We start from the raw sequence: 21,718 nt of genomic DNA on the forward strand, positions 1-21,718 counted from the left end.
CCCGCCCTGCACCGCGTCGGCCGGGACGCAGCCGCTAGATCCGCCCGAGCAGCGCCACCGGCCGCTCCTCGAACAGCCCGGCAAGCGCGATGACGCCCTCGAACTCCCGTTCAGGGGCCAGTAGATCCGACCACCGGCCGGTCGGCAGCTCCAGTACGGTGTCGCGCCAGCCGCCCGCCTCAGCCAGACGCAGCGAGAGCCGGGTGACGGCCGTGACGACCTCGCCGGAGCGGCAGAAGGCCAGGCAGTGGTCCGCCGCAGGCCCCTCTGCGAGCAGCGGCGCGTACGTCGCCGACTCGCCGAAGAGCTCGGGGTGGCGGCGGCGCAGCCGCAGGGCCGTGGCCGTCAGCGCCGGCTTCTCGTCGGACAGGTCCGGCCGCGACAGGTCCAGCCGCTCCGGGAGCGGGTCGGGGAAGTGCACCGGCCGCCGGTTGTCCGGGTCGACGAGCGCGAGGTACTCCCGCTCACTGCCCTGGTACAGATCGGGCACCCCCGGCATCGTGAGCTGCAGGAGTGTCGTGCCGAGCACGTTGGCCCGTACGTACGGGTCGAGCTCACGCGCGAACCGGGCGACCGAGTCGCTCGGCGGACCGGCCGGCCCCGCTTCGACGAACGCGGCGACCGCCCGCTCGTACACCGGGTCCGCCTCGGTCCAGCTGGTGTGCAGCGCGGCTTCCCTCGCTGCCTTCAGCAGCGCCGCCACCAGCCTGTCCCGGTCCGGGGAGCCGAATCCGACAGCGGTCTGCCAGGCCACCCACGCCAGTTGCGGATCGGGGGCGCGCCCACCCTCCACGCGCGCCGCCTCCTGCGTGACCTTGGCCAGGAACTCGCTCCAGCGGTCCGGGCATTCGGACAGTACGGCGATCCGCGCCCGGACGTCGGCGCTGCGCTTGGTGTCGTGCGTGGACAGGACCGTCCCGGTGGCCGGCCAGTCGCGCGCGAGGTGGGAGCAGAAGGCGTGGAACTCCTGCGGGGTCACCGTCGGATTCCCCGGCTCGCCACCCACTTCGGCGGCTGACACCAGCGGCGTGTAGCGGTAGAAGGCCGTGTCCTCCAGGGACTTCGCGCGCAGCGCCGAGGAGGTCTGGGCGAAACGCGCGCAGAAGGCGGTTTGATCGGGCCCTGTGCCCCTCCTGCCGAGCGCCAGGTCCCGTACGACGTCGACCGCGCCGGCCTCCTCCGGCACCGGGAAGGCCTCCCGGGCACGGCGGGCCGACTCCTCGCTCAGCGCGGCCTCCCCGGTGTCGGGGGAGGGGCTGCCGGCGGTCGTGTAGGGGCGGTAGACCGGGACCCGGACCAGCAGTTCGCGGACGGCGGTGCGCAGCGCCCAGGGCGCGTGGTCGCGCAGCGCCGGATCGGCCGCGCAGATCCGGGCGGCGGCACGGGTGAGGAAGCCGACCTCGGCGGCCAGCTCGTGGGTCACCACCCGGTACGCGGCCCGCCGCGCGGTCGCCTCCCAGTAGCCGCCGCGGTCGCCGGCCGGGGCGGCGAAGTCCCGGAACAGGGCGACGAGTCCGGCGAGTCCTTCGGGGTCCGTGAACAGCCCGTCGATGTGGCGCAGCGCGTCGTAACCGGTGGTCCCGGCCACCGGCCAGCCCGCCGGCAGCCGCTCGGGCCCGCTCAGGATCTTCTCGACGACCGTCCAGCGCCCGCCGCTCTCCTCGTTCAGTCTGCGCAGATACGTCTCGGGGTCGGCGAGCCCGTCCGGGTGGTCGATGCGCAAGCCGTCGGCCACGCCGTCCCGCAGCAGCTCGAGGATCTTGGCATGGGTGGCCCGGAACACCGCGGGATCCTCCACCCGGACTCCGATCAGGTCCGAAATGGTGAAGAAACGCCGGTAGTTGAGCTCGGTCCTGGCCAGCCGCCACCAGGCGAGCCGGTACCACTGGGCGTCGAGCAGGTCGGGCAGGGGGAGGTTCGCGGTGCCGCTGCGCAGCGGGAACTCGTGGTCCGCGTAGCGCAGCACGCCACCGTCGACGTACAGCTTGTCCAGCTCCTCGCCGATTCGGGCGGCCAGTACGGGCAGCATGACCTGGCCGCCGCCCGCCTCCCAGTCGATGTCGAACCAGTCGGCGTACGGGGAGTGCGGACCCTGGCGCAGCACCTCCCACAGCGGCCTGTTGAGCCTCGCGGGGACGGGGACGGCCATGTGGTTGGGCACGATGTCCAGGACCAGGCCGAGCCCGTGGCCGCGGGCGGTGCGCGAGAGCGCTCGCAGCCCTTCCTCGCCCCCCAGTTCCTCGCGGACCCGGGTGTGGTCCACGACGTCGTAGCCGTGGGACGAGCCCGGCACTGCTTCCAGTACCGGGGACAGATGCAGGTGCGAAACTCCGAGCGAGGCCAGGTACGGCACCGCCTCTGCGGCGGCCGAGAACGGGAACTCCGGCTGGAGCTGCAGCCGGTACGTGGCGGTGGGTGTCATGCGAACGTACGTACCCGCCCTGACGGCTTCTGTGTCATTACCTCATGCATCCAGTCGAGCGCGTTGCGTTAACTTCGCCGAATGGCCGCAACGCTGGACACATACCGCAAGGTGACAGCCCTGACGGGACCACTCCTCCCCGTGGTCTCGTTCCTGGGACGGCTCCCCATGGCGATGTGTCAGTTCGGCAGCGTGCTGCTGGTCGCGGAGACCAGCAGCACGGTCGCCGAGGTCTCCTTCGTCCTCGGCCCTGCCTGTGTCGGCGTCGCGGCCGTGGTGGCTCATCCGGCCGTGGCCCTGGGCGGGGCGGCGGTGCTGATCGCGGTGTTCGGCACCTGCTTCGCACTGCATCCGACAGCCCAGGTGGTGCGCCCGGCCGCCACGCCGGGCGCCACGCCGGGCGGCCGGCGGCGCCGGAGACGTCCGCCGGGCGTGGTGTACGCGTTGTGTGCCGCCCTCGCCCTTCAGGGCGCGATGTTCGGCGCGAGCCAGGCCGGTGTCACCGCGCTCACCGACCGGCTGGGCCGACCGGAGCAGGCGGGGCTTGTCTATGCCGCGATGGGCGTCATGAGCGCCGTCGTGGGTCTCGCAATGGGGGCGCTGCCGGCCACCGTCGGTGGCGGTCGCGTCGGCGGCGCTGTGCCTGTGCCTCGCCCTGTTCATCCGTGTGCGGCCGGCCCGTGGGGCGCACGGGCCGGAGCCGGCCGCCGTCCCGCCGGCTAACCCGGCCGCTGGAGCACCGTCAGACTCCGTCCGACAAGGGTGACCCGCTCGCCGGCGGCCACCTCGGGACCCGTCCCGGGCGGTACGCCGTCCGGCCGGGCGGTGTCGACCACCACCTGCCACTGCCGTCCGTGATTGACCGGCACCGCGAAGTCGATCGGGTCGGCGCCGGCGTTGAACATCAGCAGGAACGAGTCGTCGGTGATCCGCTCACCCCGGGGGCCCGGCTCGGAGATCGCCTGGCCGTTGAGGAAGACGGACAGCGCCTTCGCGTGCTGGGCCTGCCAGTCGCGCTGCTTCATCTCCTCACCCTCCGGGGTGAACCACGCGATGTCGGACAGCTCGTCGTGGGTGCCCTCCACCGGCCGTCCGTGGAAGAACCGGCGGCGCCGGAAGACCGGGTGGTCGCGCCGCAGCCACACCATCGCCCGGGTAAAGGCCAGCAGCGCCCCCGGCTCCTCGCCCTCCTCCGGCCACTTCACCCAGGACACCTCGTTGTCCTGGCAGTACGCGTTGTTGTTGCCGCCCTGGGTGCGCGCGAACTCGTCCCCGTGGCTGAGCATCGGTACTCCCTGCGAGAGCATGAGCGTCGCGATGAAGTTCCTCATCTGGCGGGCCCGGAGTTCCAGAACCTCCGGATCGTCGGTGGCTCCTTCGGCCCCGCAGTTCCAGGACCGGTTGTGGCTCTCGCCGTCCCGGTTGCCCTCCCGGTTGGCCTCGTTGTGCTTCTCGTTGTACGAGACCAGGTCGTGGAGGGTGAAGCCGTCGTGGCAGGTGGTGAAATTGATCGAGGCGAGCGGGCGCCGCCCGTCGTCCTGGTAGAGGTCGGAGGAGCCGGTCAGCCTCCCGGCGAACTCGGCCAGCGTCCGCGGCTCACCCCGCCACAGGTCCCGGACGGTGTCGCGGTACTTGCCGTTCCACTCGGTCCACAGCGGCGGGAAGTTGCCGACCTGGTAGCCGCCCTCACCGACGTCCCAGGGCTCGGCGATCAGTTTTACCTGGCTGACCACGGGGTCCTGCTGCACCAGGTCGAAGAACGAGGAGAGCCGGTCCACCTCGTGGAACTGCCTGGCCAGGGTGGCGGCCAGGTCGAAGCGGAAGCCGTCCACATGCATCTCGGTGACCCAGTAGCGCAGTGAGTCCATGATCAGCTGGAGGACGTGCGGGCTGCGCATCAGCAGCGAGTTCCCGGTGCCCGTGGTGTCCGTGTAGTAGCGGGGGTCGTTGCCGAGCCGGTAGTACGAAGCATTGTCGAGACCGCGGAACGAGAGCGTGGGGCCGAGGTGGTTGCCCTCGGCGGTGTGGTTGTACACCACGTCGAGGATGACCTCGATGCCCGCCTCGTGCAGGGCCCGTACGGCCGACTTGAACTCCAGCACCTGCTGGCCGCGGTCACCCCACGACGCGTAGGAGTTGTGCGGGGCGAAGAAGCCGATCGTGTTGTAGCCCCAGTAGTTGCTGAGCCCGTCGTCGGCCAGCCGGTGGTCGTTGATGAACTGGTGCACTGGCATCAACTCCAGCGCCGTCACTCCCAGTTCTGTCAGATGCTCGATCAGGGCCGGGTGCGCGAGCGCCGCGTAGGTCCCGCGCAGCTCCTCGGGCAGGGCCGGGTGCAGCATGGTCAGGCCCTTCACATGGGCCTCGTAGAGCACGGTGTGGTGGTACTCGGTCCGCGGGGGCCGGTCGTTGCCCCAGTCGAAGTACGGATTGACCACGACCGAGCTCATCGTGTGCGGCGCCGAGTCCATGTCGTTGCGGGAGTCGGGCTTGCCGAAGTGGTAGCCGTACACGGACTCGTTCCAGTCGACCCGCCCGCTGATCGCACGCGCGTACGGATCGAGCAGCAGCTTCGCCGAGTTGCAGCGGTGCCCCTTCCCCGGTTCGTACGGACCGTGCACCCGGAAGCCGTACCGCTGTCCCGGCATGATGCCGGGCAGGTAGGCGTGCCGGACGAAGGCGTCCGTCTCGCGCAGCTCCACCGCCGTTTCCGATCCGTCGTCGTGCAGCAGGCACAACTCGATCCGTCTGGCGGCCTCGGAGAAGACCGCGAAGTTGGTGCCGGCGCCGTCGTACGTGGCACCGAGGGGATACGCCTGTCCCGGCCAGACCTGCATAGATAAGACTCTTCCACTTCTGATCCGGGTGCTGGGGGTCTCTCTTCGATCAGATCTTCCCCCAAAGAGGGGCAACCAGGCGTGACTTGGACCCGTCCTACCGGGTGACCACGCATACTCGGTATGCACGTAAGGGGACGATGTGCACAGAACAGTACGCCGCCACCTGGGCAAAGTAGTGGCGTCTGCGGCCATCGCGGTGACCGGCACGGCCGTCATGGCCGGAGTCACTCTGCCGGGTGCGGCGGGAGCCGCGGACGGACCGTCGGACGGGCGCGGCGCCGGACGTACCGCCGCCGGCCCGGCGGACGGGCAGCAGGGTGGGCAGGCGGGCCGGGGGGCCGTCGCGCCGGGCGTCGCGGAGGAGGCGCCGGCCGAGGGGGAGACCGGCACCGGCCGTGACCCGCTCACCGACGCCGAACTGACGCGCGCCGAGCGGATCGCGCTGGACCGCGGCCTGCGGATGAGCAGTACGGACGTGGCGGGGGACCGGGGCCCGCAGCGGATCACCACCAATCTGGCGGAGCTCCCACCGGACGAGGCCGACGACGCCGGCGCGCCGCGCCGCGCGGAGGTCTCGTACTACGACTACACGTACGACACCCTCGTCACCCGGACCGTCAACCTCTCCACCGGCAAGGTCGAGCAGACCGACATCCAGCGCGAAGTGCAGCCGCCGCCCAGCCGGGAGGAGGCGTTCGAAGCCGCCCGGCTGCTGCTGGCCAGTCCGCTCGGCGACGGGCTGAAGAAGGACTACAAGGACGCCACCAGCAGGGCGCTCACCTCACCCCATCAGCTCACTCTGAGCGGCGGCGTCTATCGGGCGAACGCCGGGAACCCCGGCCCGCCCGAGCTCGCCGACTGCGGCAAGCACCGCTGTGTCCGCCTCTTCACCAAGGTGAAGAACGGTCCGTGGATCGACACCCGGACCCTGATCGTCGACCTGAGCGACCGGATCGTCGGCCGGCTGCGCTAGGCCCTGCCGATTCTCCTCTGCACAAGGAGCCATGAACTTCATGCACAGCAAAAGAGTCGCGGTCGCGCTCGCCGTCGCCGCGCTGACCGGCGGGGCCACGGCGGCGACCGGACCGGCCGCCGCGGCCCCCAAGGGGCCCGGCGGCCTCAAGACCCCCTCGGCGGCGAAGGCACCGGCACCGACCGCCGACTGCAGCGCCGCTTACAGGATCGAGCAGAAGCTCTCCGGCGGTACGACCTGGCGGATGTGCTGGCACTACGAGAACGAGGCCGGACTGGTCCTCGACAAGGTCTCGTACCAGCCCAAGGGCGAGGCCAAGCCGATCCGGGTCCTGACCACCGCCAAACTCGCCCAGATCCACGTCCCCTACGACGACGGCAAGTGGGAGTGGGACGACCTCACCGGCCAGGGCTTCGGGCTGGGGCTCCAGGAGCTGACGCCGGGCGAGTGCCCGGGCGGCACCATCAAGACGGTGAAGATCCCGGACGCCTTCGAGCCCTCCCGGGCCAACGTCAAGGGGCTGTGCACCACCACCCGGTCGCGCGGCCACGCCTACCGGATGGCGGGGGAGCAGGCGAACAGGGCGTGGGCGGCGCAGGGGAAGGACCTGCTGGTCTACACGGTCAACCAGGTGGGCTGGTACGAGTACATCACCGAGTGGCGGTTCGCCGACGACGGCACCATATCCGCCAACGTCGGCGCCACCGGGAGCCTCTCGTACGACGACTACGACGCGGGTGACGGGCGCGGATGGCCGATCGGCAAGGGAGCCAAGGACTCCGCCACCAGCCACAGCCACAACGTCTTCTGGCGGCTGAACTTCGGCCTCGACGGTTCGTCCGCGAACAGGGTCGAGCAGTACGACTCCGCCGTCACTCCGGTGCCGAACGGCGGTACACCGAAGACGAAGACCACGAGGACCCCGGTCACCAGGGAACTCGCCGGTGATGCCGAGGCGATGCGCTGGTGGCGCATGGTCAGCGCGACCGGCAGGAACAAGGACGGCCACCCGCGGTCGTACGAGATCGTGCCCGGCGCCACCACCAAGTACCCGGGCCGCGGCTTCACCCGGCACGACGTCTACTTCACCGAGTACAACAAGTGCGAGCAGTTCGCGAGCAACAACCTGCGCAACTGCGGTGCGCGTGCGGGCAGGAGCGTCGAAAAGTGGGTCAACGGGCAGGCGCTGAAACACCCCATCACTTGGGTCAACATCGGCTTCCACCACATCGCGCGGGACGAGGACCAGCAGCCGATGCCGGTCCACTGGCAGGGCTTCCAGCTCAGCCCGCGTGACGTGACCGCTATGAATCCGCTCACTCCGCCGGCCCTGGTGGGCCAGAACGGCAACTATCAATAGGGGAGTTGGATAAGCGGCCTGTCCATCCGGCTGCACCGCCTCCCGCTCGGGGAGTACCCTTCCTTGATCGTTGGAGGCGGGCGTCCAGGAGCAGAAGGCGGTGCGCGGGTGAGCTCGGGAGGGCTGGAGCTGCCCCCTGGTGACGGAGGTCACGAGGGCGGCCCCACAGACGTCCCGCCCGGAGCGGTGTCCGTGGCAAGGCCGGTGGAGAGCGGATCACAGATCGGACCGGAGCTGGACTGGGGAACCGACGCCTGGAGCGAGGTGCGGACACGTGCCCAGCGGGCAGGCCGGGCCTACATCTGGCTGAATCTCGTCGAACAGCGGCTGCGTGCCGTCGTCGCGGCGGTGCTCCGGCCCATCTACGAACCTGTCCACGGCGAGGACGAGTGGGTCGTTGCGGCGGCGGGGCCGGCGGGCCAGGAGTGGGTCCAGCGCGCGGTGGCGGTACGTGAGGTCAGCCGCCGCAAGGGGTACCTGCTGGACCCGGCGGACGACAACGTGCTGAGCTTCCTGACCCTCCCGCAGCTGCGCGAGCTCATGGTCCAGCACTGGCCGTGTTTCGAGCCGTACTTCGACGACCGGCGCGACGTCGAACTGGCGCTGGACGAACTGGAGGTCACCCGGAACGTCGTCTCGCGCAACCGCGCGCTGTCCGAGACGGTGCTCGCCCAGGCCGAGCGGGCCTCCGCCCGGCTGCTGGAGATCCTGGGCAGCGGCGCAGGAGTGCCGTCCGCCGACCGGCTCCCCATCGACGCGGTGGAGGATCTGGTCGGCGACCGCTATGCCGATGTCGTCTCCGTCCACCCCGACCGGGTGCGGCTGCAACGCCAGATCCCGGCCGAGGACCTCTTCGGCGGCGCGCGCCGGCTGGACGCGATCGGCATAGGCCTGAACCTGCTGGTCCAGAACTTCTCCGGCCGCCGGCTGGTCAGGCTGGCCGAGTCCGGCTGCCGGGTGCGGCTGCTCTTCCTCAATCCGGCCAGCAGTGCGGTGAAGCGGCGGGAGCGCGAGCTCGGCCTCAAGAAGGGCGAGCTGAGCCGGTCCGTGGAGATGAACATCCTCCATATGCGGCGGGTGAGGTCCCGGCTGCGCGACCCGGACGCCTTCGAGATCCATGTCTTCGACGAGACCCCACGGTTCACCGCCTACCTCGTCGACGGCAACGGGGGCTCGGGCGGAACGGGGAGCATCGCCGTCGTTCAGTCGTATCTGCGGCGGGCGCGCGGCATGGAGGCGCCTGTCCTCGTGCTGCGGGGCGGCCGCCGCAATGTGGTCAAGCCCGGCCACGACCTGGACGCGGACCATGGGCTGTTCGCGACATACCGGGAGGAATTCGAATCCGTGTGGGCCGACTCCCGTCCTGTGTCCTGAGACCGCGAGCTGAGGGCGGTGTCCTGATTGTCAGTGGCGGATGCGAGGGTGTTTCTCAACAGGGGGACGCACCATGAGGGAGGGCCGCGATGGGCTGGCACCGCGAGACGCTGATCGGCTTCGATCTGGAGACGACGGGGACCGACCCGGGGGAGGCGCGGATCGTGACGGCCGCGGTCGTCGAGGTGAAGGACGGCGAGCCGACAGCCCACCGGGAGTGGCTGGCCGACCCGGGTGTTCCCATTCCCGAGGAAGCGGTCGCGGTCCACGGCATCACCAACGAGCATGTCTCGTCGCACGGCAGACCCGCTGACGAGGTCGCCGACTCGGTCGCCTCCGCACTGGCCGACCACTGGCGCACAGGGGTGCCGGTCGTCGCGTACAACGCCGCCTTCGACCTGACCCTGCTCACGGCGGAACTCCGGCGGTACGGGCTGCCGTCGCTCTCCGACCGGCTGGGCGGCGCACCGGCCGGCCCCGTCATCGACCCGTACACGATCGACCGGGCCGTCGACCGCTACCGCAGGGGCAAGCGCACGCTGGAGGCGGTCTGCACGGAGTACGGCATCGTCCTCGACACGGCTCACGAGGCGGGAGCGGACGCCTTGGCGGCGGTCCGGGTGGCGTACGCGATAGCCGAACGGCACCCCAAGGTCGGCGCGCTGGGCCTTGCCGACCTGCACGCGCAGCAGATCACGTGGTATGCGCAGTGGGCGGCGAACTTCCAGAGCTTCCTGCGCGGGAAGGGAACGCCGGACGCTGTGGTGGACGGGTCCTGGCCACTGCGCGAGGTCGCGGTGGTACGCGCGGCCGGCTGAGCCCGCGTCAGAACGGGTACCAGCGGACCACGGGGTCGTTGTCGCGCAGAGAGGCGACCCTCCGCCTGAACTCCTCCAGTGCCTTCGGGTTTGCGGGTGCGTGCTGGGCCACCCAGGCGCAGCTCGCGGTCTCCCGGGCCCCTCGGAGCACCGCGCAGCCGTCCCACGCGCGTACGTCCCAGCCGTACTCCTCGGTGAAAGCCCGGTACGCCTCGGCCGGCAGGCCGTAGCGGTCGAGGGAGAGGGCCATCACCACCAGGTCGTGTTCGCGCAGATCGGACGAGAAGGTCTCCAGGTCGACCAGGACGGGGCCGCGCGGTCCGATGTGCACATTGCGGGGCAGCGCGTCGCCGTGGATCGGGCCCACCTGGAGCCGGGGCGTCAGCCCGGCCGCCGCTGTGGCGAAACCGTCCCGGCGCTCGCGCAGATACGCCGCGTCCGCGGGATCGATCGCGTCGCCCGCGAGCCGCAGCCAGCGCTCGACTCCATCCAGAAGGTCACGGCGGGGGAGGTCGAACGGCGGCGGCGGGAGGGCGTGGACCGTGCGCAGGAGGAGGGCCAGGTCGCGTGGCCCGGCGGGGCGTGCGGCGTCCGGGAGCCGGTGCCAGAGGGTGACCGGATGGCCGTTCGCCAGCCGGGGTGTGGGCTCGGCCGCCCGTACGGCGGGGACGTCCGCCTCGGCCAGCCAGCCCGCGACAGCCAGTTCGCGCTCCGCCCGCTCCAACAGGGACGCGTCGCGGCCCACCTTGACCACCAGGCCGCCGGAGCCGAACACCGCGTTCTCGCCCAGCGCGAGCAGCTCGGCGCCGGGTGCCAGACCCGCCGCTGCCAGTACCTCCCGCGCCCGCGCCTCGTCCATCGCCTCTCCTGCTGACCGTTCCCGCTGATCGTCGTGAATCCGCCAAGTCTCGCATCCGGGTGTGCAGCCGCTTGACGTCCCATGAGCCCCTCAGCACGATGACGAGGGCCGCCGGGGCGGTCAGGACCGCGCGATCCGCCCGAAGGAGAAGAATCCGTGACATCGGCGACCGCGACGAAGCGGCCCGGCAAGCGGGCGCCCGATACCGGCAGGCGCCCGGACGCAGGCACGCCCACCGGCCACGGCGCCTGGTTTCTGGTGCTGCCGGCGCTCATCCCGATCCTGGTGCTCAGCGTCGGCCCGCTGCTCTACGGCATCGCGCTGGCGTTCACCGACGCCCAGTCGGGCCGCACCGCCCCCACCCAGTGGGTCGGGCTGCTGAACTTCCAGGATCTGCTGCACGACACGCTGTTCTGGGACTCGTTCAGTATCGGCCTGCTGTGGGCGGTAGGGGTCACGGTCCCGCAGTTCCTGCTGGCTCTCGGTCTGGCTCTGCTGCTGAACCAGAATCTCCGCTTGCGCTGGCTGGCCCGAGCGCTGGCGATCATTCCGTGGGCGATGCCCGAAGTGGTCGTCGGCATCATGTGGCGGCTCGTCTACAACCCCGACGCGGGAATCCTCAACGAAACCATCCGCGACCTCGGACTCGGAGACGGCCGGGCCTGGCTGACCGGACTCGCCACCGCCCTGCCCGCAGTGATCGTCGTCGGCATCTGGGCGGGTATGCCCCAGACCACCGTCGCCCTCCTCGCCGGACTCCAGAACACCCCCAGCGAACTGCACGAGGCCGCGGCGATCGACGGCGCCGGCGCCTGGCGCCGCTTCCGTACCGTCACCTGGCCCGCGCTCAAGCCGGTCGCCCTCGCCATCACCGCTCTCAACTTCATCTGGAACTTCAACTCGTTCGCCCTGGTCTATGTGCTGACCAGCGGCGGGCCGGGCGGCCGCACCCGGCTCCCGATGCTCTTCGCGTACGAAGAGGCCTTCCGTTACGGCCAGTTCGGATACGCGGCCGCCATGGGCTGTGTGATGGTCGCCGTGATCTCGGTCATCCTCGCCTTCTACCTGGTGGGCCGGCTGAAGGGGGACGACACCGCGTGACACTCCGCACCCGCAGGTCCGCACGGGCCGGCCAGTACCTGGCCCTCCTCGCCTACCTGGTCTTCCTCGCGTTCCCCTTCCTCTGGCTGATCTCGACGGCCTTCAAACCCGCGCGTGAGCTGGGCAGCCTGCATCCCACCTGGATTCCCGAGGACCCGACCCTCGCGGGCTTCCGGCAGGCATTCGACGAACAGCCTCTGCTCCAGGCTGCGCTGAACAGCCTGATCACCGCTGTCTGCGCCGCGCTCATCGCGGTGCTGGTCGCGACACCGATGGCGTACGTCATGGCCCGGCACCGCAACAAGCTCTCCACGGCGGCCACCGGCTGGGTGGTGATCAGCCAGGCGTTCCCGTTCGTCCTGGTGATCATCCCGCTGTTCCTGATCCTGAAGAACCTCCACCTGATCAACTCCCTCGCGGGCCTGGTGATGGTGTACGTGGTGTGGTCGCTGCCGTTCGCGCTCTGGATGCTCGTGGGGTACGTACGGGCAGTGCCGCCCGAGCTGGAGGAGGCCGCGGCCGTGGACGGCGCCGGCAAGGTCCGTACGCTCGTCTCGATCACCGCACCCCTGCTGGCTCCCGGCATCGTCGCCACCGCGCTGTTCGCCTTCATCACCGCATGGAACGAGTTCTTCTTCGCACTCGTCCTGCTCAAGACCCCGGAGAAGCAGACGTTGCCGGTCGTCCTGACCCACTTCCTCGGCGCCGAGGGCGTTGCCGACCTCGGCCCGCTCGCGGCGGCCGCCTTTCTCGCGACGCTGCCCTCCCTGGTGATTTTCGCGGTCATCCAGAAGCGCGTCACGGGCGGGATGCTGACCGGGGCGGTGAAGAGCTGATGCGGCGGGCGAGGGACCTTGCCGCGGTGGGGGCCGTGCTCGCATCTCTGCTCACCGGCTGCGCCGGCGACGGACCGGACCTTGGTGGGAAGGTCAGGCTCCGCTTTCAGTCACTGGCCTGGCAGAAGGAGTCGGTCGACGCCAACAAGGCTCTGGTGAAGGAGTGGAACGCGACCCACCCCGACGTCCAGGTGGAATACGTCCAGGGCAGCTGGGACAGCGTCCACGACCAGCTGCTGACCTCGTTCGAGGGCGGCGAGGCGCCGGACATCATCCACGACGCCTCCGACGACCTCGCCGACTTCGCGTACGGCGGCTACCTCGCGGATCTGCGCGGCCTGCTCCCGGAGCGGCTTAAGAGCGACATCCCGCAGCACAGCTGGGAGACCGCGACCTTCGGTGACGGGGTCTACGGCGTGCCGTTCCTCCAGGAGCCGCGGGTCCTGATCGCGGACGCCAAGGCCCTCCGGGCGTCCGGGGCCCGTATCCCGACGCCCGAAAAGCCGTGGAGCTGGGCGGAGTTCCGGCAGATCACCGAGAAGCTGAGCGGACGCGGCAAGTACGGCGTCGCCTGGCCGCTCAAGGATCCGGTGTCGGCCACCCTCAACCTCGGTCTCTCGGCGGGCGGGCAGCTCTTCCACCGGGACGGGGACGGCAAGGTGACGATCCGATTCGCCGAGGGCGACGCGGTGGTGCCCGGCACCATCCACGACCAGGTGAACACCGACGAGAGCGCGTCCCGTACGACGCTCGGCAGCGGTGGCTCGGACACTCTGCCCGGACTCTTCGGCGGCAAGTACGCGATGGTCCCGCTGGGGTTCTCCTACCGTCAGCAGATCGTCCAGCAGGCACCCGAGGGCTTCGAATGGCAGGTGCTGCCCGCGCCGGCCGGCCGCGACGGGCTTACCCAGGGAGTCAGCCCCCAGACCCTCTCCGTGGCCCAGGACAGCCCGCACAAGGAGGAGGCGGTCGCTTTCCTCGACTTCTTCCTCCAGCCACGGAACATGGTGAAGCTCGCGCAGGGCGACTGGATGCTGCCGACCGGCACGCAGGCACTGAAGGACCCTGCCCTGCACACGGCCGAGAACGGCTGGGCCACGGGCACCGCGCTCGCGCGGCATCTGCGTCCGGCGCCCGCGCAGTCGGTACGTGGCTATCCGGAGTGGAAGGACAAGGTGGCAACCCCCGCGCTTCAGGAGTTCTACAGCGGTGCGATCGGCCGCGGCGAACTGGAGAAACGCCTTGTCGAGGACGGCAACCGGGTGCTCGCCCGCTATCAGCGGTGAGGCCTGTCGGGAATGTCGGTGAGCCCAGAGCCGGAGCCAGAGCCTCAGTCAGGCGAGGGGCGGTGTAGGAGACGGCTCTGTGGGGCCGCCGGCTGGAGGGCCGGTCCCCCCGGGCTGATCGCCTGCCCGATCGCGGCGGCGACCTCCGGGTGGGCGAGGTACTCGTCGATTTTGTGGGCCCGGTCGCGCGCGTTGGCGACGGCGAAGTCGGTCAGCTCGCCCTTCCAGTCGTCGATCCTCGGGTCCTTGCCCTGCCGGCTCCTGCCGTGCAGGGAGACCAGGTGCCGATTGCCACCGAAGGCCGTCCGCCTGGCACTGAGGCTGGAGCGTGCGACGGCCTTTTCACCGCTCGGCTGCGGCCTCGGCGTGCTTCAGTCCTCTCTCTCGCGCGCTGCCTGTCACTGCCAGGCCCAGCCCGCCGCTCTTGTCTTGGAGGTACCTGCTTCCAGGCGCCGACCGGGGGTGGTGCGCAACCAGGAGTGGCGCAATCGAGTTGCGGGGCCGCCGGGCTCTGGAACGAGCGTGCCGCCGGTCGGGCTCGAAGGTGCTGTACCGGAAGGGTGAGGCGGTGGTGAGGGACGAGGGTGCGCGCCGAACTTGCACGAGACGTATCGTCTCGTTATCGTGGCGGGTATGACCTCACGCAAGCGTGCCCACATCGCCATGTTCTCCATCGCCGCCCACGGGCACGTGAACCCGAGCATCGAAGTGATCCGGGAACTTGTCGCCCGCGGGCATCGCGTCACCTACGCCATCCCCGCGTCCTTCGCCTCGAAGGTCGCGGCCACCGGCGCCGAGCCGGTGACGTACACCTCCACGCTCCCCACCGACGACGAGCCGGAGGCGTGGGGTACGGAGCCGATCGACAACATCGAGCCCTTCCTCAACGACGCGATGCAGGTGCTGCCGCAGCTGATCGAGGCGTACGAAGGGGACGAGCCCGGCCTCGTCCTGCACGACATCACCGCGTACCCGGCGCCCGTACTCGCCCACCGCTGGGGTGTCCCGGCCGTCTCGCTCTCGCCGAACCTCGTCGCCTGGGAGGGGTACGAGGAGGAGGTGGCCGAGCCGATGTTCGCCGAACTCAAGGCTTCCGAGCGCGGCAAGGCGTACTACGCGCGCTTCCGCGCCTGGCTGGACGAGCACGGCATGAGCCACATCGACCCGGACCGCTTCGCCGGACGGCCGCGCCGCAGCATCGTGCTGATCCCCAGGGCTCTCCAGCCCCACGCGGACCGGGTCGACGAATCCGTCTACTCCTTCGTCGGTGCCTGCCAGGGCGAGCGCGCGGAGCAGGGCGACTGGAAGCGGCCGGCGGGTGCGGAGCGCGTACTGCTCGTCTCCCTCGGCTCGACCTTCACCAAGCAGCCCGGCTTCTACCGGGAGTGCGTCAAGGCCTTCGGGGATCTGCCCGGCTGGCATGTCGTCCTGCAGATCGGCAAGTACGTCGAGGAGTCGGAGCTCGGTGACCTGCCGGCCAATGTCGAGGTGCACCACTGGGTGCCGCAGCTGGCCGTCCTGCGGCAGGCCGACGCGTTCATCACCCATGCGGGCGCAGGCGGCAGCCAGGAGGGGCTGGCCACCGGTACCCCGATGGTCGCGGTGCCGCAAGCCGTCGACCAGTTCGGGAACGCCGACATGCTCCAGGCCCTGGGGGTCGCCCGCCATGTACCGATGGAGCAGGCCACCGCGCAGACGCTGCGCGAGGCGGTGCTGGCCCTGGTCGACGACCCGGAGGTGGCCGCGAAGGCGGCGGAGATCCGGCTGGGCATGGCCGCCGAGGGCGGAACGAAGCGCGCGGCGGACCTTGTCGAGGCCGAACTGCCGGGGTTCTAGATCCCGTCGCGCCCCGGCGCCGGCCCGGCCGCGCCGGGACAGGAACGTAAGGGGTGGCGGGCAACGGGGCCGGCAACCGGGGTGGGCAGGGCCCGTGAGGGGCATTGCCGGGCCCTGCCCCTCGTTGTTCGCGTCCCACGGAGCGTCAGACGCGCACCCGCTCGTGCTTGTCGTCCCCGTCCTGCACGCCCCCGGCCGGCTCCGGGGCCGGCCCGGGCGGTGCCACCGCCTCGTCGTGCGTCAGGTCCGGCAGCCACTTGAGCCAGCTGGGCAGGTACCAGTTGCGCTCACCGAGCAGCGCCATCGCGGCCGGCAGGAGCACACCGCGAATGATCGTCGCGTCGATGAGCACGGCGGCCGCGAGGCCCACGCCCATCTGCTTCATGGACTGCATCGACAGGGTGCCGAAGATGGCGAAGACCGCCACCATGATCACGGCCGCGCTGGTGACCACTCCCGCGGTCGTCACCACACCGTGGGTGATCGCGTCGCGCGTGGTCCGGCCCTGGAGCTTCGCCTCCCGGATCCGCGACACCACGAACACGTGGTAGTCCATGGAGAGCCCGAAGAGGATGACGAACAGGAACAGCGGCAGCCAGGAGATAATCGCACCTACCCCCTCGGCGCCGACCAGCGAGGCTCCCCAGCCGTACTGGAAGACGGCGGTCAGGATGCCGTAGGCCGCGCCCACCGACAGCAGGTTGAGGACGATCGAGGTGACCGCGATCGTCAGCGACCTGAAGGAAAGCAGCATCAGCAGGAAAGCGAAGACGACGACGAACGCGAACACCGGCGTCACGGCGCCGACGATCTGGTCGTTGAAGTCCTTTGAACCGGCCACGTTGCCGCTGATCGGTGCCTCGACGCCGTCGACCCTGCCCAAGGTGTCCGGCCGCACCTGGTCGCGCAGCAGGTTCAGGCTCTTGACGGCCTTGTCCTGGTCGGAGCCGCCGACCAGCGGTACGTCTATGACCGCGATGTTCTGCTTGTCGTGCGTAACGACGTCGACCGGGCCCTGCGAGGCACCCGAACGGACTGCCTGGCTCCGGAAGTCCGCGATGGCCTGCCGCACCGGCGCCGCGTTGATGTCCTCGGCCCTGACGACGACCTGAGCGGGGTCGGCCCCGCCGGGGAAAGCCGCGTTGACCCGTTCGTACGTACGCACGATCGGCAGCGAGTCGCCGAACTCCTGGTCCAGGGTGAGGTTCTGGGTGTGCATCCCGAGTGCCGGCAGGGCGATCACGGTAAGCGCGCCGGTGGCCACCACCAGCGACAGCTTCGGCCGGCGCAGGACGCCGCCGAGCACGGCGCGCCAGAAGCGGCTTTCCCCGCTGCCGTTGCTGCTGCCGCGCTTGATGCGGTTGAGGAACGGCACACGGCCCTTCTCCACCCGCTCGCCCAGCAGCGAGAGCAGCGCCGGAAGGACCGTCACCGAGCCGGCCATGGCCACCGCGACGACCATCAACGAGGCCAGGCCCATCGCCTCGAACTCGGCGAGGCCGGTGAAGAGCATGCCGCCCATCGCGACGATCACGGTGATGCCGGACACCAGGATCGCGCGGCCGCTGGTCGCGGCGGCGATGGCGATGGCGGTCCGGCCGTCGTGGCCCGCGGCTCGCTCCTCGCGCTCGCGGCGCAGGTAGAAGAGGCAGTAGTCGACGCCGACCGCCAGACCCACCAGCAGCATCACGGAGTTCGCGGTCTCGCTCATCGGCATGGAGTGGCTGACGACGGCCATCAGGCCCATCGTCGCCATGATGGCGGTGAGGGCCAGGGCGACCGGCAGCAGCGCGGCGACGAGTGCGCCGAAGGCGATCAGGAGGATGCCGAACGCGACAGGGACGGCAGAGAACTCCGCCTTCTGGAAGTCGTCGCCGAACGCGTCCTCGAAGGTCTTGTTCATGCTGGCACCGCCGATCTCCTCGATCAGCACCCCCCTGTGCTCGGCCTGTACCTTCGCCACCGCCTTCAGCACCGGCTCGATGCGCGCGCTCGCCGTCTCCGGGTCGCCGCGCACGTTGAACTGCACCAGCGCCGAACGCCCGTCCCGGGAAATGGTCCTGGTGTCGTACGGAGAGGTGACGGCGGTGGCCTCACCCGTGTCCGCGACCGCCTTCATCACATCGGCGACGGCGGCGCGGAACTCCGGGTCCGTCGCCTTCGTCGACGAGTCAGCCGCCTGCACGAGGACCGTCTCGCCCGCCGGTTCCTCGATCCCCGCATCCTCGATGATCTTCATGGCCTGTCCGACCTCGCCGGACAACTGCTCGCTGTCCTTGACGTCGACCCGGCCCGCCGCCGAGCCGAGTCCCATGGCGAGTACGACGAACAGCACCCAGATACCGACCGCCGCCCAGCGGTGCCGGGCACTCCACCCGCCCGCCCGGGCGGCGATCCCCCGCGGTGTGTCCCCTGCCTGTTTCCCCATGACGGGCCTGCCCCCCTGTGAGCGGTGGCGGCACCGCGCCGCCTCCTCCCTTCCGACGCTAGGCGCCGGGGCCGGGCGTCTCCTCCTGCTGCCCGGTGAACCGGTCGGACCGCCGTCTCCTCCTTATGGCGTCGCGACATCCCCACCAAGGAGGACGGAAGCCCCCTACACGTAAAGGAGGCCGGGCAATTGTGAGCATCCTGAGGAGGACCGAAGGCCTTCCTATTGAGAAACCTTGTTGAACAAGTCGTGGTCTCCCGGAGGCCCTTGATCTGCTCGCGTCAATCGGTCAGGGTTTCGAGCCAGCCCCTGGAAATCTTGCGGTCTCCGGGGGCTCTCACCGCAGTGCTTGAACCCCCCACACAGCACACGAGGAGACCCCTCTTCATGGCAACTCACAAGCGCTCGAACAACATCCGGCTGACCGCGGCGATATCGGCCGTCGCGGCCGCAGCCGGCGTCACCGCCCTGATCTCCCCGCTCGCCGGAGCCGCGACTCCCGCCGAGGGCACCGTGTACGGCGCCGGCGCGGAGGGTGCGGTCAGCGGAAGCTACATCGTCATCCTCGACGAGAAGGCGGACAAGAGCCGGCTCGCCAAGAAGTACGGCGGCGAGCTCAAGCGGAACTACTCCTCCGCCATCAACGGCTTCTCCGCCTCCGGTCTCTCCGCGACCGAGGCGAAGCGGCTGGCCGCCGACCCCCACGTCGGCAAGGTCGTCCAGAACAAGAAGTTCACCATCAACGCCACCCAGGACAACCCGCCGTCCTGGGGCCTCGACCGCATCGACCAGGCCGACACCGCGGGCGACAAGAAGTACGCCTATCCCGACGCCGCCGGTGAGGGTGTCACGGCGTACGTCATCGACACCGGAGTCCGGATCGGCCACAAGGACTTCGAGGGCCGGGCGGCACACGGCTTCGACGCCGTCGACAACGACAACAGCGCGGATGACGGCAACGGCCACGGCACGCATGTCGCCGGCACCATCGCCGGCGCGTCGCACGGAGTCGCCAAGAAGGCGAAGATCGTCGCGGTCCGGGTGCTCGACGACAGCGGTTCGGGTACCACCGAGCAGGTCGTCGCCGGCATCGACTGGGTGACCAAGAACCACCAGGGTCCGTCGGTCGCGAACATGAGCCTGGGCGGAGGCGCCGACGAGGCGCTCGACGAGGCCGTCCGCAAGGCCATCGCCTCGGGTGTGACCTTCGGCGTGGCGGCCGGCAACGAGTCGAGCGACGCGGGGCAGGGCTCGCCTGCCCGGGTTCAGGAGGCGATCACCGTGGCCTCCAGCACCGAGGACGACAAGCAGTCGGACTTCTCCAACTTCGGCTCGGTCGTGGACATCTACGCACCCGGCTCCGACATCACGTCCGCCTGGAACGACAGCGACCAGGGCACCAAGACCATCTCCGGTACGTCGATGGCGACTCCGCACGTGGTGGGCGCCGCCGCCGTGTACCTCGGAAGCCACCAGGACGCGACCCCGGCGCAGGTGACCGGTGCGCTGACCGCCGGTGCCACGGCGGACAAGATCGCCAACCCGAGCGCGGGCACGCCCAACAAGCTGCTGAAGGTGATCGAGTAGCACCTTCCGGCACCGGACCGACGGCCGCCGCGCCCGCCCCCACGGGGCGCGGCGGCCGTCCTATGGTTTGTTCATGACGACGTACGTGGCACTGCTGCGCGGCATCAACGTGGGCGGGCACAAGAAGGTCCCCATGGCGGAACTGCGCACGCTCCTGGCGGAGCTGGGGCACGGGGACGTGCGGACGTACCTGCAGAGCGGCAACGCGGTGTTCAGCAGCCCGTCCGACGACCCGGACGCCCTGGCCGCCGGACTGGAGAAATCCATCGAGGGCCACTTCGGCTTCGGCGCCTCCTGCCTGGTGCGCAGCGGAGAGTATCTGCGCGCGGTGGCAGACGCCTGTCCGTTTCCCGCGGCCACGCTGGAGGGCAAGCAGCTGCACGCCACCTTCTTGTCGGCGCCGGCGGGCCCCGAGCGGTTCGCCTCGCTGGACCGGGCGGTGTTTCTTCCTGAGGAGTTCCGGCTCGGCGACCGGGTCATCTACCTGCACACCCCCGGGGGCCTCGGCCGCTCCAAACTCGCCGAGGCGCTCGCCCGGCCCGCGCTGCTGAAGGGCATCGACGCCACCACACGCAACTGGAACACCGTCGTCAAGCTGACGGAGATGTCCGATGGCTGAGGCGTTCAGCGCCGGCGGGAACGGTGCCGCCAGCTGAAGCCGCCCGGCAGCCGCACCGAAGCGCTGCGATGTCCGTGGCTGTCCCGCGTGACATGGGCCCGGCGGGATCCGAACGTCACTGACCAGCCATGGCTGCTGACATTCAGGTGCACCAGCTTCGGGACGATGGTGATGCGCTTGTGGTAGTAGAACGACATATCGGCCTCCTTGTGCCCATGGTGCAGCAGCGGCTCCCCCTTGCTGTCACGGCGTGGCCACGGTTGTGTCACCGGGCCGGGTGAGTGCGTCCGGACGGGCCATCGTCCGCGCGGCGGCGGCGATGCCGGCGGGGCCTTCGGCGCCCTTGCGGATCCATGACGCCGCAGGCAGTCGACCGGATCGTCGATGCGGCCGTGAAATGATCCCGCGAAAGAATTCTGTAACAAATCCATGATGCGAGACGGTGCGCACAAATATTGACGGAGCCGAGAGCGGCTGCCATTCTCTCGGGTGTGAGTCAAGCTGACATTCTCGTAGAGCGCCTGCACGTCGATCTTCGACGTCACGCCAGCGCACTTTGTGCCGCCGGCCGCTGAAACACGCCCAGCTGACCTCCTTTCCCGCCCCACGTCCGCGTACTGATGCGCGCGGGGTGCGCTGAACCTCTGGTTCCCACCGTGCGCCGCGACGGATGCGACCGCTGCCCGCGAGGCACAGGCCATTTCCGTGGCCGAGCCACTGGAGAATTCCCTGGCTGGGACTTCCTCTGCCCTTCCCTGAATACCCCGTGCGCGGACCGCCCGGTTGTTCAGGTATCTCTCCGTACCCGAAACGGAATGACTCATGACCTCCATCCTGGCTGTCTCCGGAAGCCCTTCGCTGAATTCGCGTACCGAATTGCTGGTAGAGCACGCCGTGCAACGCCTCTCCGTCACCGGGTTCGACGCGGACCACCTGAAGGTGCGTGAGCTGCCCGCCGCCGAATTGCTCGCCGGACACTCGGACACCCCCGCCCTGCGCGCCGCCACCGCCGCGGTGGCCGCGGCGGACGCGCTCATCGTTGCCACACCCGTTTTCAAGGCGTCCTACACCGGCCTGCTCAAGGCCTTTCTCGACCTGCTGCCGCAGTCCGGACTGGCCGGAAAGACCGTGCTGCCCCTGGTCACCGGCGGCAGCCCGGCGCACGTCCTCACCATCGACTACGCACTGCGCCCGGTGCTCTCGGCGCTCGGCGCCCGGCACGTCGTAGCCGGCTCTTTCCTCCTCGACAGCCATGTCGAACGGCTGCCGGGCGGTGGCGCGCAGCTGCGCCCCGAAGCCGAACTCCGGCTGTTCGACGTCGTCGACGAGTTCATCCAGGCTCTCCCCGACAGCGCGTCCGCCACACCCCTCCGCTAGCG

The 21,718-nt window shown here is 70.1% G+C and carries 18 protein-coding genes; 13 read left to right on the top strand and 5 right to left on the bottom strand.

The genetic code is table 11. The annotated features are described in order from the left end of the window. Positions 1 to 34 precede the first annotated feature (34 nt). Positions 35 to 2,422: a malto-oligosyltrehalose synthase gene (treY, locus tag AB0M62_RS29505; protein WP_366077365.1), complete on the bottom strand. Its 2,388-nt coding sequence runs from the start codon at positions 2,420 to 2,422 to the stop codon at positions 35 to 37. An 81-nt stretch (positions 2,423 to 2,503) separates the two neighbouring features. Between treY and AB0M62_RS29510 the strand changes: the two genes are divergently transcribed. Next, positions 2,504 to 3,145, top strand: a complete 642-nt coding sequence (locus AB0M62_RS29510; protein ID WP_366077366.1) for a hypothetical protein — start codon at positions 2,504 to 2,506, stop codon at positions 3,143 to 3,145. On the opposite strand, the gene glgX is transcribed toward AB0M62_RS29510, so the two are convergent. Further along, positions 3,142 to 5,259 (bottom strand): glycogen debranching protein GlgX, encoded by a 2,118-nt coding sequence (glgX, locus tag AB0M62_RS29515; RefSeq protein ID WP_366077367.1) that lies wholly within the window; start codon positions 5,257 to 5,259, stop codon positions 3,142 to 3,144. The genes AB0M62_RS29510 and glgX overlap by 4 nt on opposite strands. A gap of 142 nt (positions 5,260 to 5,401) precedes the next feature. Between glgX and AB0M62_RS29520 the strand changes: the two genes are divergently transcribed. From AB0M62_RS29520 to AB0M62_RS29535, 4 genes are all read left to right on the top strand, one after another. Further along, entirely contained in the window at positions 5,402 to 6,235 is an 834-nt protein-coding gene (locus AB0M62_RS29520) for a Tat pathway signal sequence domain protein (protein ID WP_366077369.1), read from the top strand. Between the two features lie 31 nt (positions 6,236 to 6,266). Further along, positions 6,267 to 7,595: a copper amine oxidase gene (locus AB0M62_RS29525; protein WP_366077370.1), complete on the top strand. Its 1,329-nt coding sequence runs from the start codon at positions 6,267 to 6,269 to the stop codon at positions 7,593 to 7,595. Between the two features lie 108 nt (positions 7,596 to 7,703). Further along, positions 7,704 to 8,969, top strand: coding sequence for an SAV2148 family HEPN domain-containing protein (locus AB0M62_RS29530; protein ID WP_366077371.1), 1,266 nt, complete (start codon positions 7,704 to 7,706; stop codon positions 8,967 to 8,969). Between the two features lie 89 nt (positions 8,970 to 9,058). Continuing rightward, a complete protein-coding gene (locus AB0M62_RS29535; RefSeq protein WP_366077372.1) occupies positions 9,059 to 9,787 on the top strand; it encodes a 3'-5' exonuclease in 729 nt (242 codons plus the stop codon). Positions 9,788 to 9,794: 7 nt separating this feature from the next. On the opposite strand, the gene AB0M62_RS29540 is transcribed toward AB0M62_RS29535, so the two are convergent. Further along, positions 9,795 to 10,646 carry an aminoglycoside phosphotransferase family protein gene (locus tag AB0M62_RS29540; RefSeq protein WP_366077373.1) on the bottom strand — a complete coding sequence of 284 codons (852 nt, stop codon included), beginning with the start codon at positions 10,644 to 10,646 and terminating at the stop codon, positions 9,795 to 9,797. 156 nt (positions 10,647 to 10,802) lie between these two features. Here AB0M62_RS29540 and AB0M62_RS29545 point away from each other — a divergent pair, with 156 nt between their 5' ends. The 4 genes from AB0M62_RS29545 to mgt all read left to right on the top strand — a co-directional run bounded on the left by AB0M62_RS29545 (position 10,803) and on the right by mgt (position 15,705). Beyond that, positions 10,803 to 11,747, top strand: coding sequence for a sugar ABC transporter permease (locus tag AB0M62_RS29545; protein ID WP_366077374.1), 945 nt, complete (start codon positions 10,803 to 10,805; stop codon positions 11,745 to 11,747). Continuing rightward, positions 11,744 to 12,583 carry a carbohydrate ABC transporter permease gene (locus AB0M62_RS29550; protein ID WP_366077375.1) on the top strand — a complete coding sequence of 280 codons (840 nt, stop codon included), beginning with the start codon at positions 11,744 to 11,746 and terminating at the stop codon, positions 12,581 to 12,583. The genes AB0M62_RS29545 and AB0M62_RS29550 overlap by 4 nt, the downstream gene beginning before the upstream one ends. Further along, on the top strand, positions 12,583 to 13,869 hold the full coding sequence (locus AB0M62_RS29555) for an extracellular solute-binding protein (RefSeq protein WP_366077376.1): 1,287 nt from the start codon (positions 12,583 to 12,585) through the stop codon (positions 13,867 to 13,869). The genes AB0M62_RS29550 and AB0M62_RS29555 overlap by 1 nt, the downstream gene beginning before the upstream one ends. 633 nt (positions 13,870 to 14,502) lie before the next feature. Continuing rightward, the gene (gene mgt, locus AB0M62_RS29560) at positions 14,503 to 15,705 is read left to right on the top strand and encodes a macrolide-inactivating glycosyltransferase (RefSeq protein WP_366077377.1); all 1,203 of its coding nucleotides are present in this window, start codon (positions 14,503 to 14,505) and stop codon (positions 15,703 to 15,705) included. 145 nt (positions 15,706 to 15,850) lie between these two features. Here mgt and AB0M62_RS29565 read toward each other — a convergent pair whose 3' ends face one another. Next, complete coding sequence (locus AB0M62_RS29565) at positions 15,851 to 18,133, bottom strand: MMPL family transporter (protein ID WP_366077378.1); 2,283 nt, start codon at positions 18,131 to 18,133, stop codon at positions 15,851 to 15,853. A gap of 387 nt (positions 18,134 to 18,520) precedes the next feature. Here AB0M62_RS29565 and AB0M62_RS29570 point away from each other — a divergent pair, with 387 nt between their 5' ends. After that, positions 18,521 to 19,720 (top strand): S8 family peptidase, encoded by a 1,200-nt coding sequence (locus AB0M62_RS29570; RefSeq protein WP_366077379.1) that lies wholly within the window; start codon positions 18,521 to 18,523, stop codon positions 19,718 to 19,720. A 73-nt stretch (positions 19,721 to 19,793) separates the two neighbouring features. Beyond that, the gene (locus AB0M62_RS29575; protein ID WP_366077380.1) at positions 19,794 to 20,339 is read left to right on the top strand and encodes a DUF1697 domain-containing protein; all 546 of its coding nucleotides are present in this window, start codon (positions 19,794 to 19,796) and stop codon (positions 20,337 to 20,339) included. Positions 20,340 to 20,344: 5 nt separating this feature from the next. On the opposite strand, the gene AB0M62_RS29580 is transcribed toward AB0M62_RS29575, so the two are convergent. Next, positions 20,345 to 20,884, bottom strand: a complete 540-nt coding sequence (locus tag AB0M62_RS29580) for a DUF4236 domain-containing protein (protein WP_366077381.1) — start codon at positions 20,882 to 20,884, stop codon at positions 20,345 to 20,347. Here AB0M62_RS29580 and AB0M62_RS29585 point away from each other — a divergent pair. After that, positions 20,861 to 20,914, top strand: a complete 54-nt coding sequence (locus AB0M62_RS29585; protein ID WP_366077391.1) for a hypothetical protein — start codon at positions 20,861 to 20,863, stop codon at positions 20,912 to 20,914. The genes AB0M62_RS29580 and AB0M62_RS29585 overlap by 24 nt on opposite strands. A 247-nt stretch (positions 20,915 to 21,161) precedes the next feature. Continuing rightward, the gene (gene ssuE, locus AB0M62_RS29590) at positions 21,162 to 21,716 is read left to right on the top strand and encodes an NADPH-dependent FMN reductase (protein ID WP_366077382.1); all 555 of its coding nucleotides are present in this window, start codon (positions 21,162 to 21,164) and stop codon (positions 21,714 to 21,716) included. The last annotated feature ends 2 nt before the right edge of the window (positions 21,717 to 21,718 follow it).

This window comes from Streptomyces sp. NPDC051219 (assembly GCF_040682335.1).
Lineage (GTDB): Bacteria > Actinomycetota > Actinomycetes > Streptomycetales > Streptomycetaceae > Streptomyces.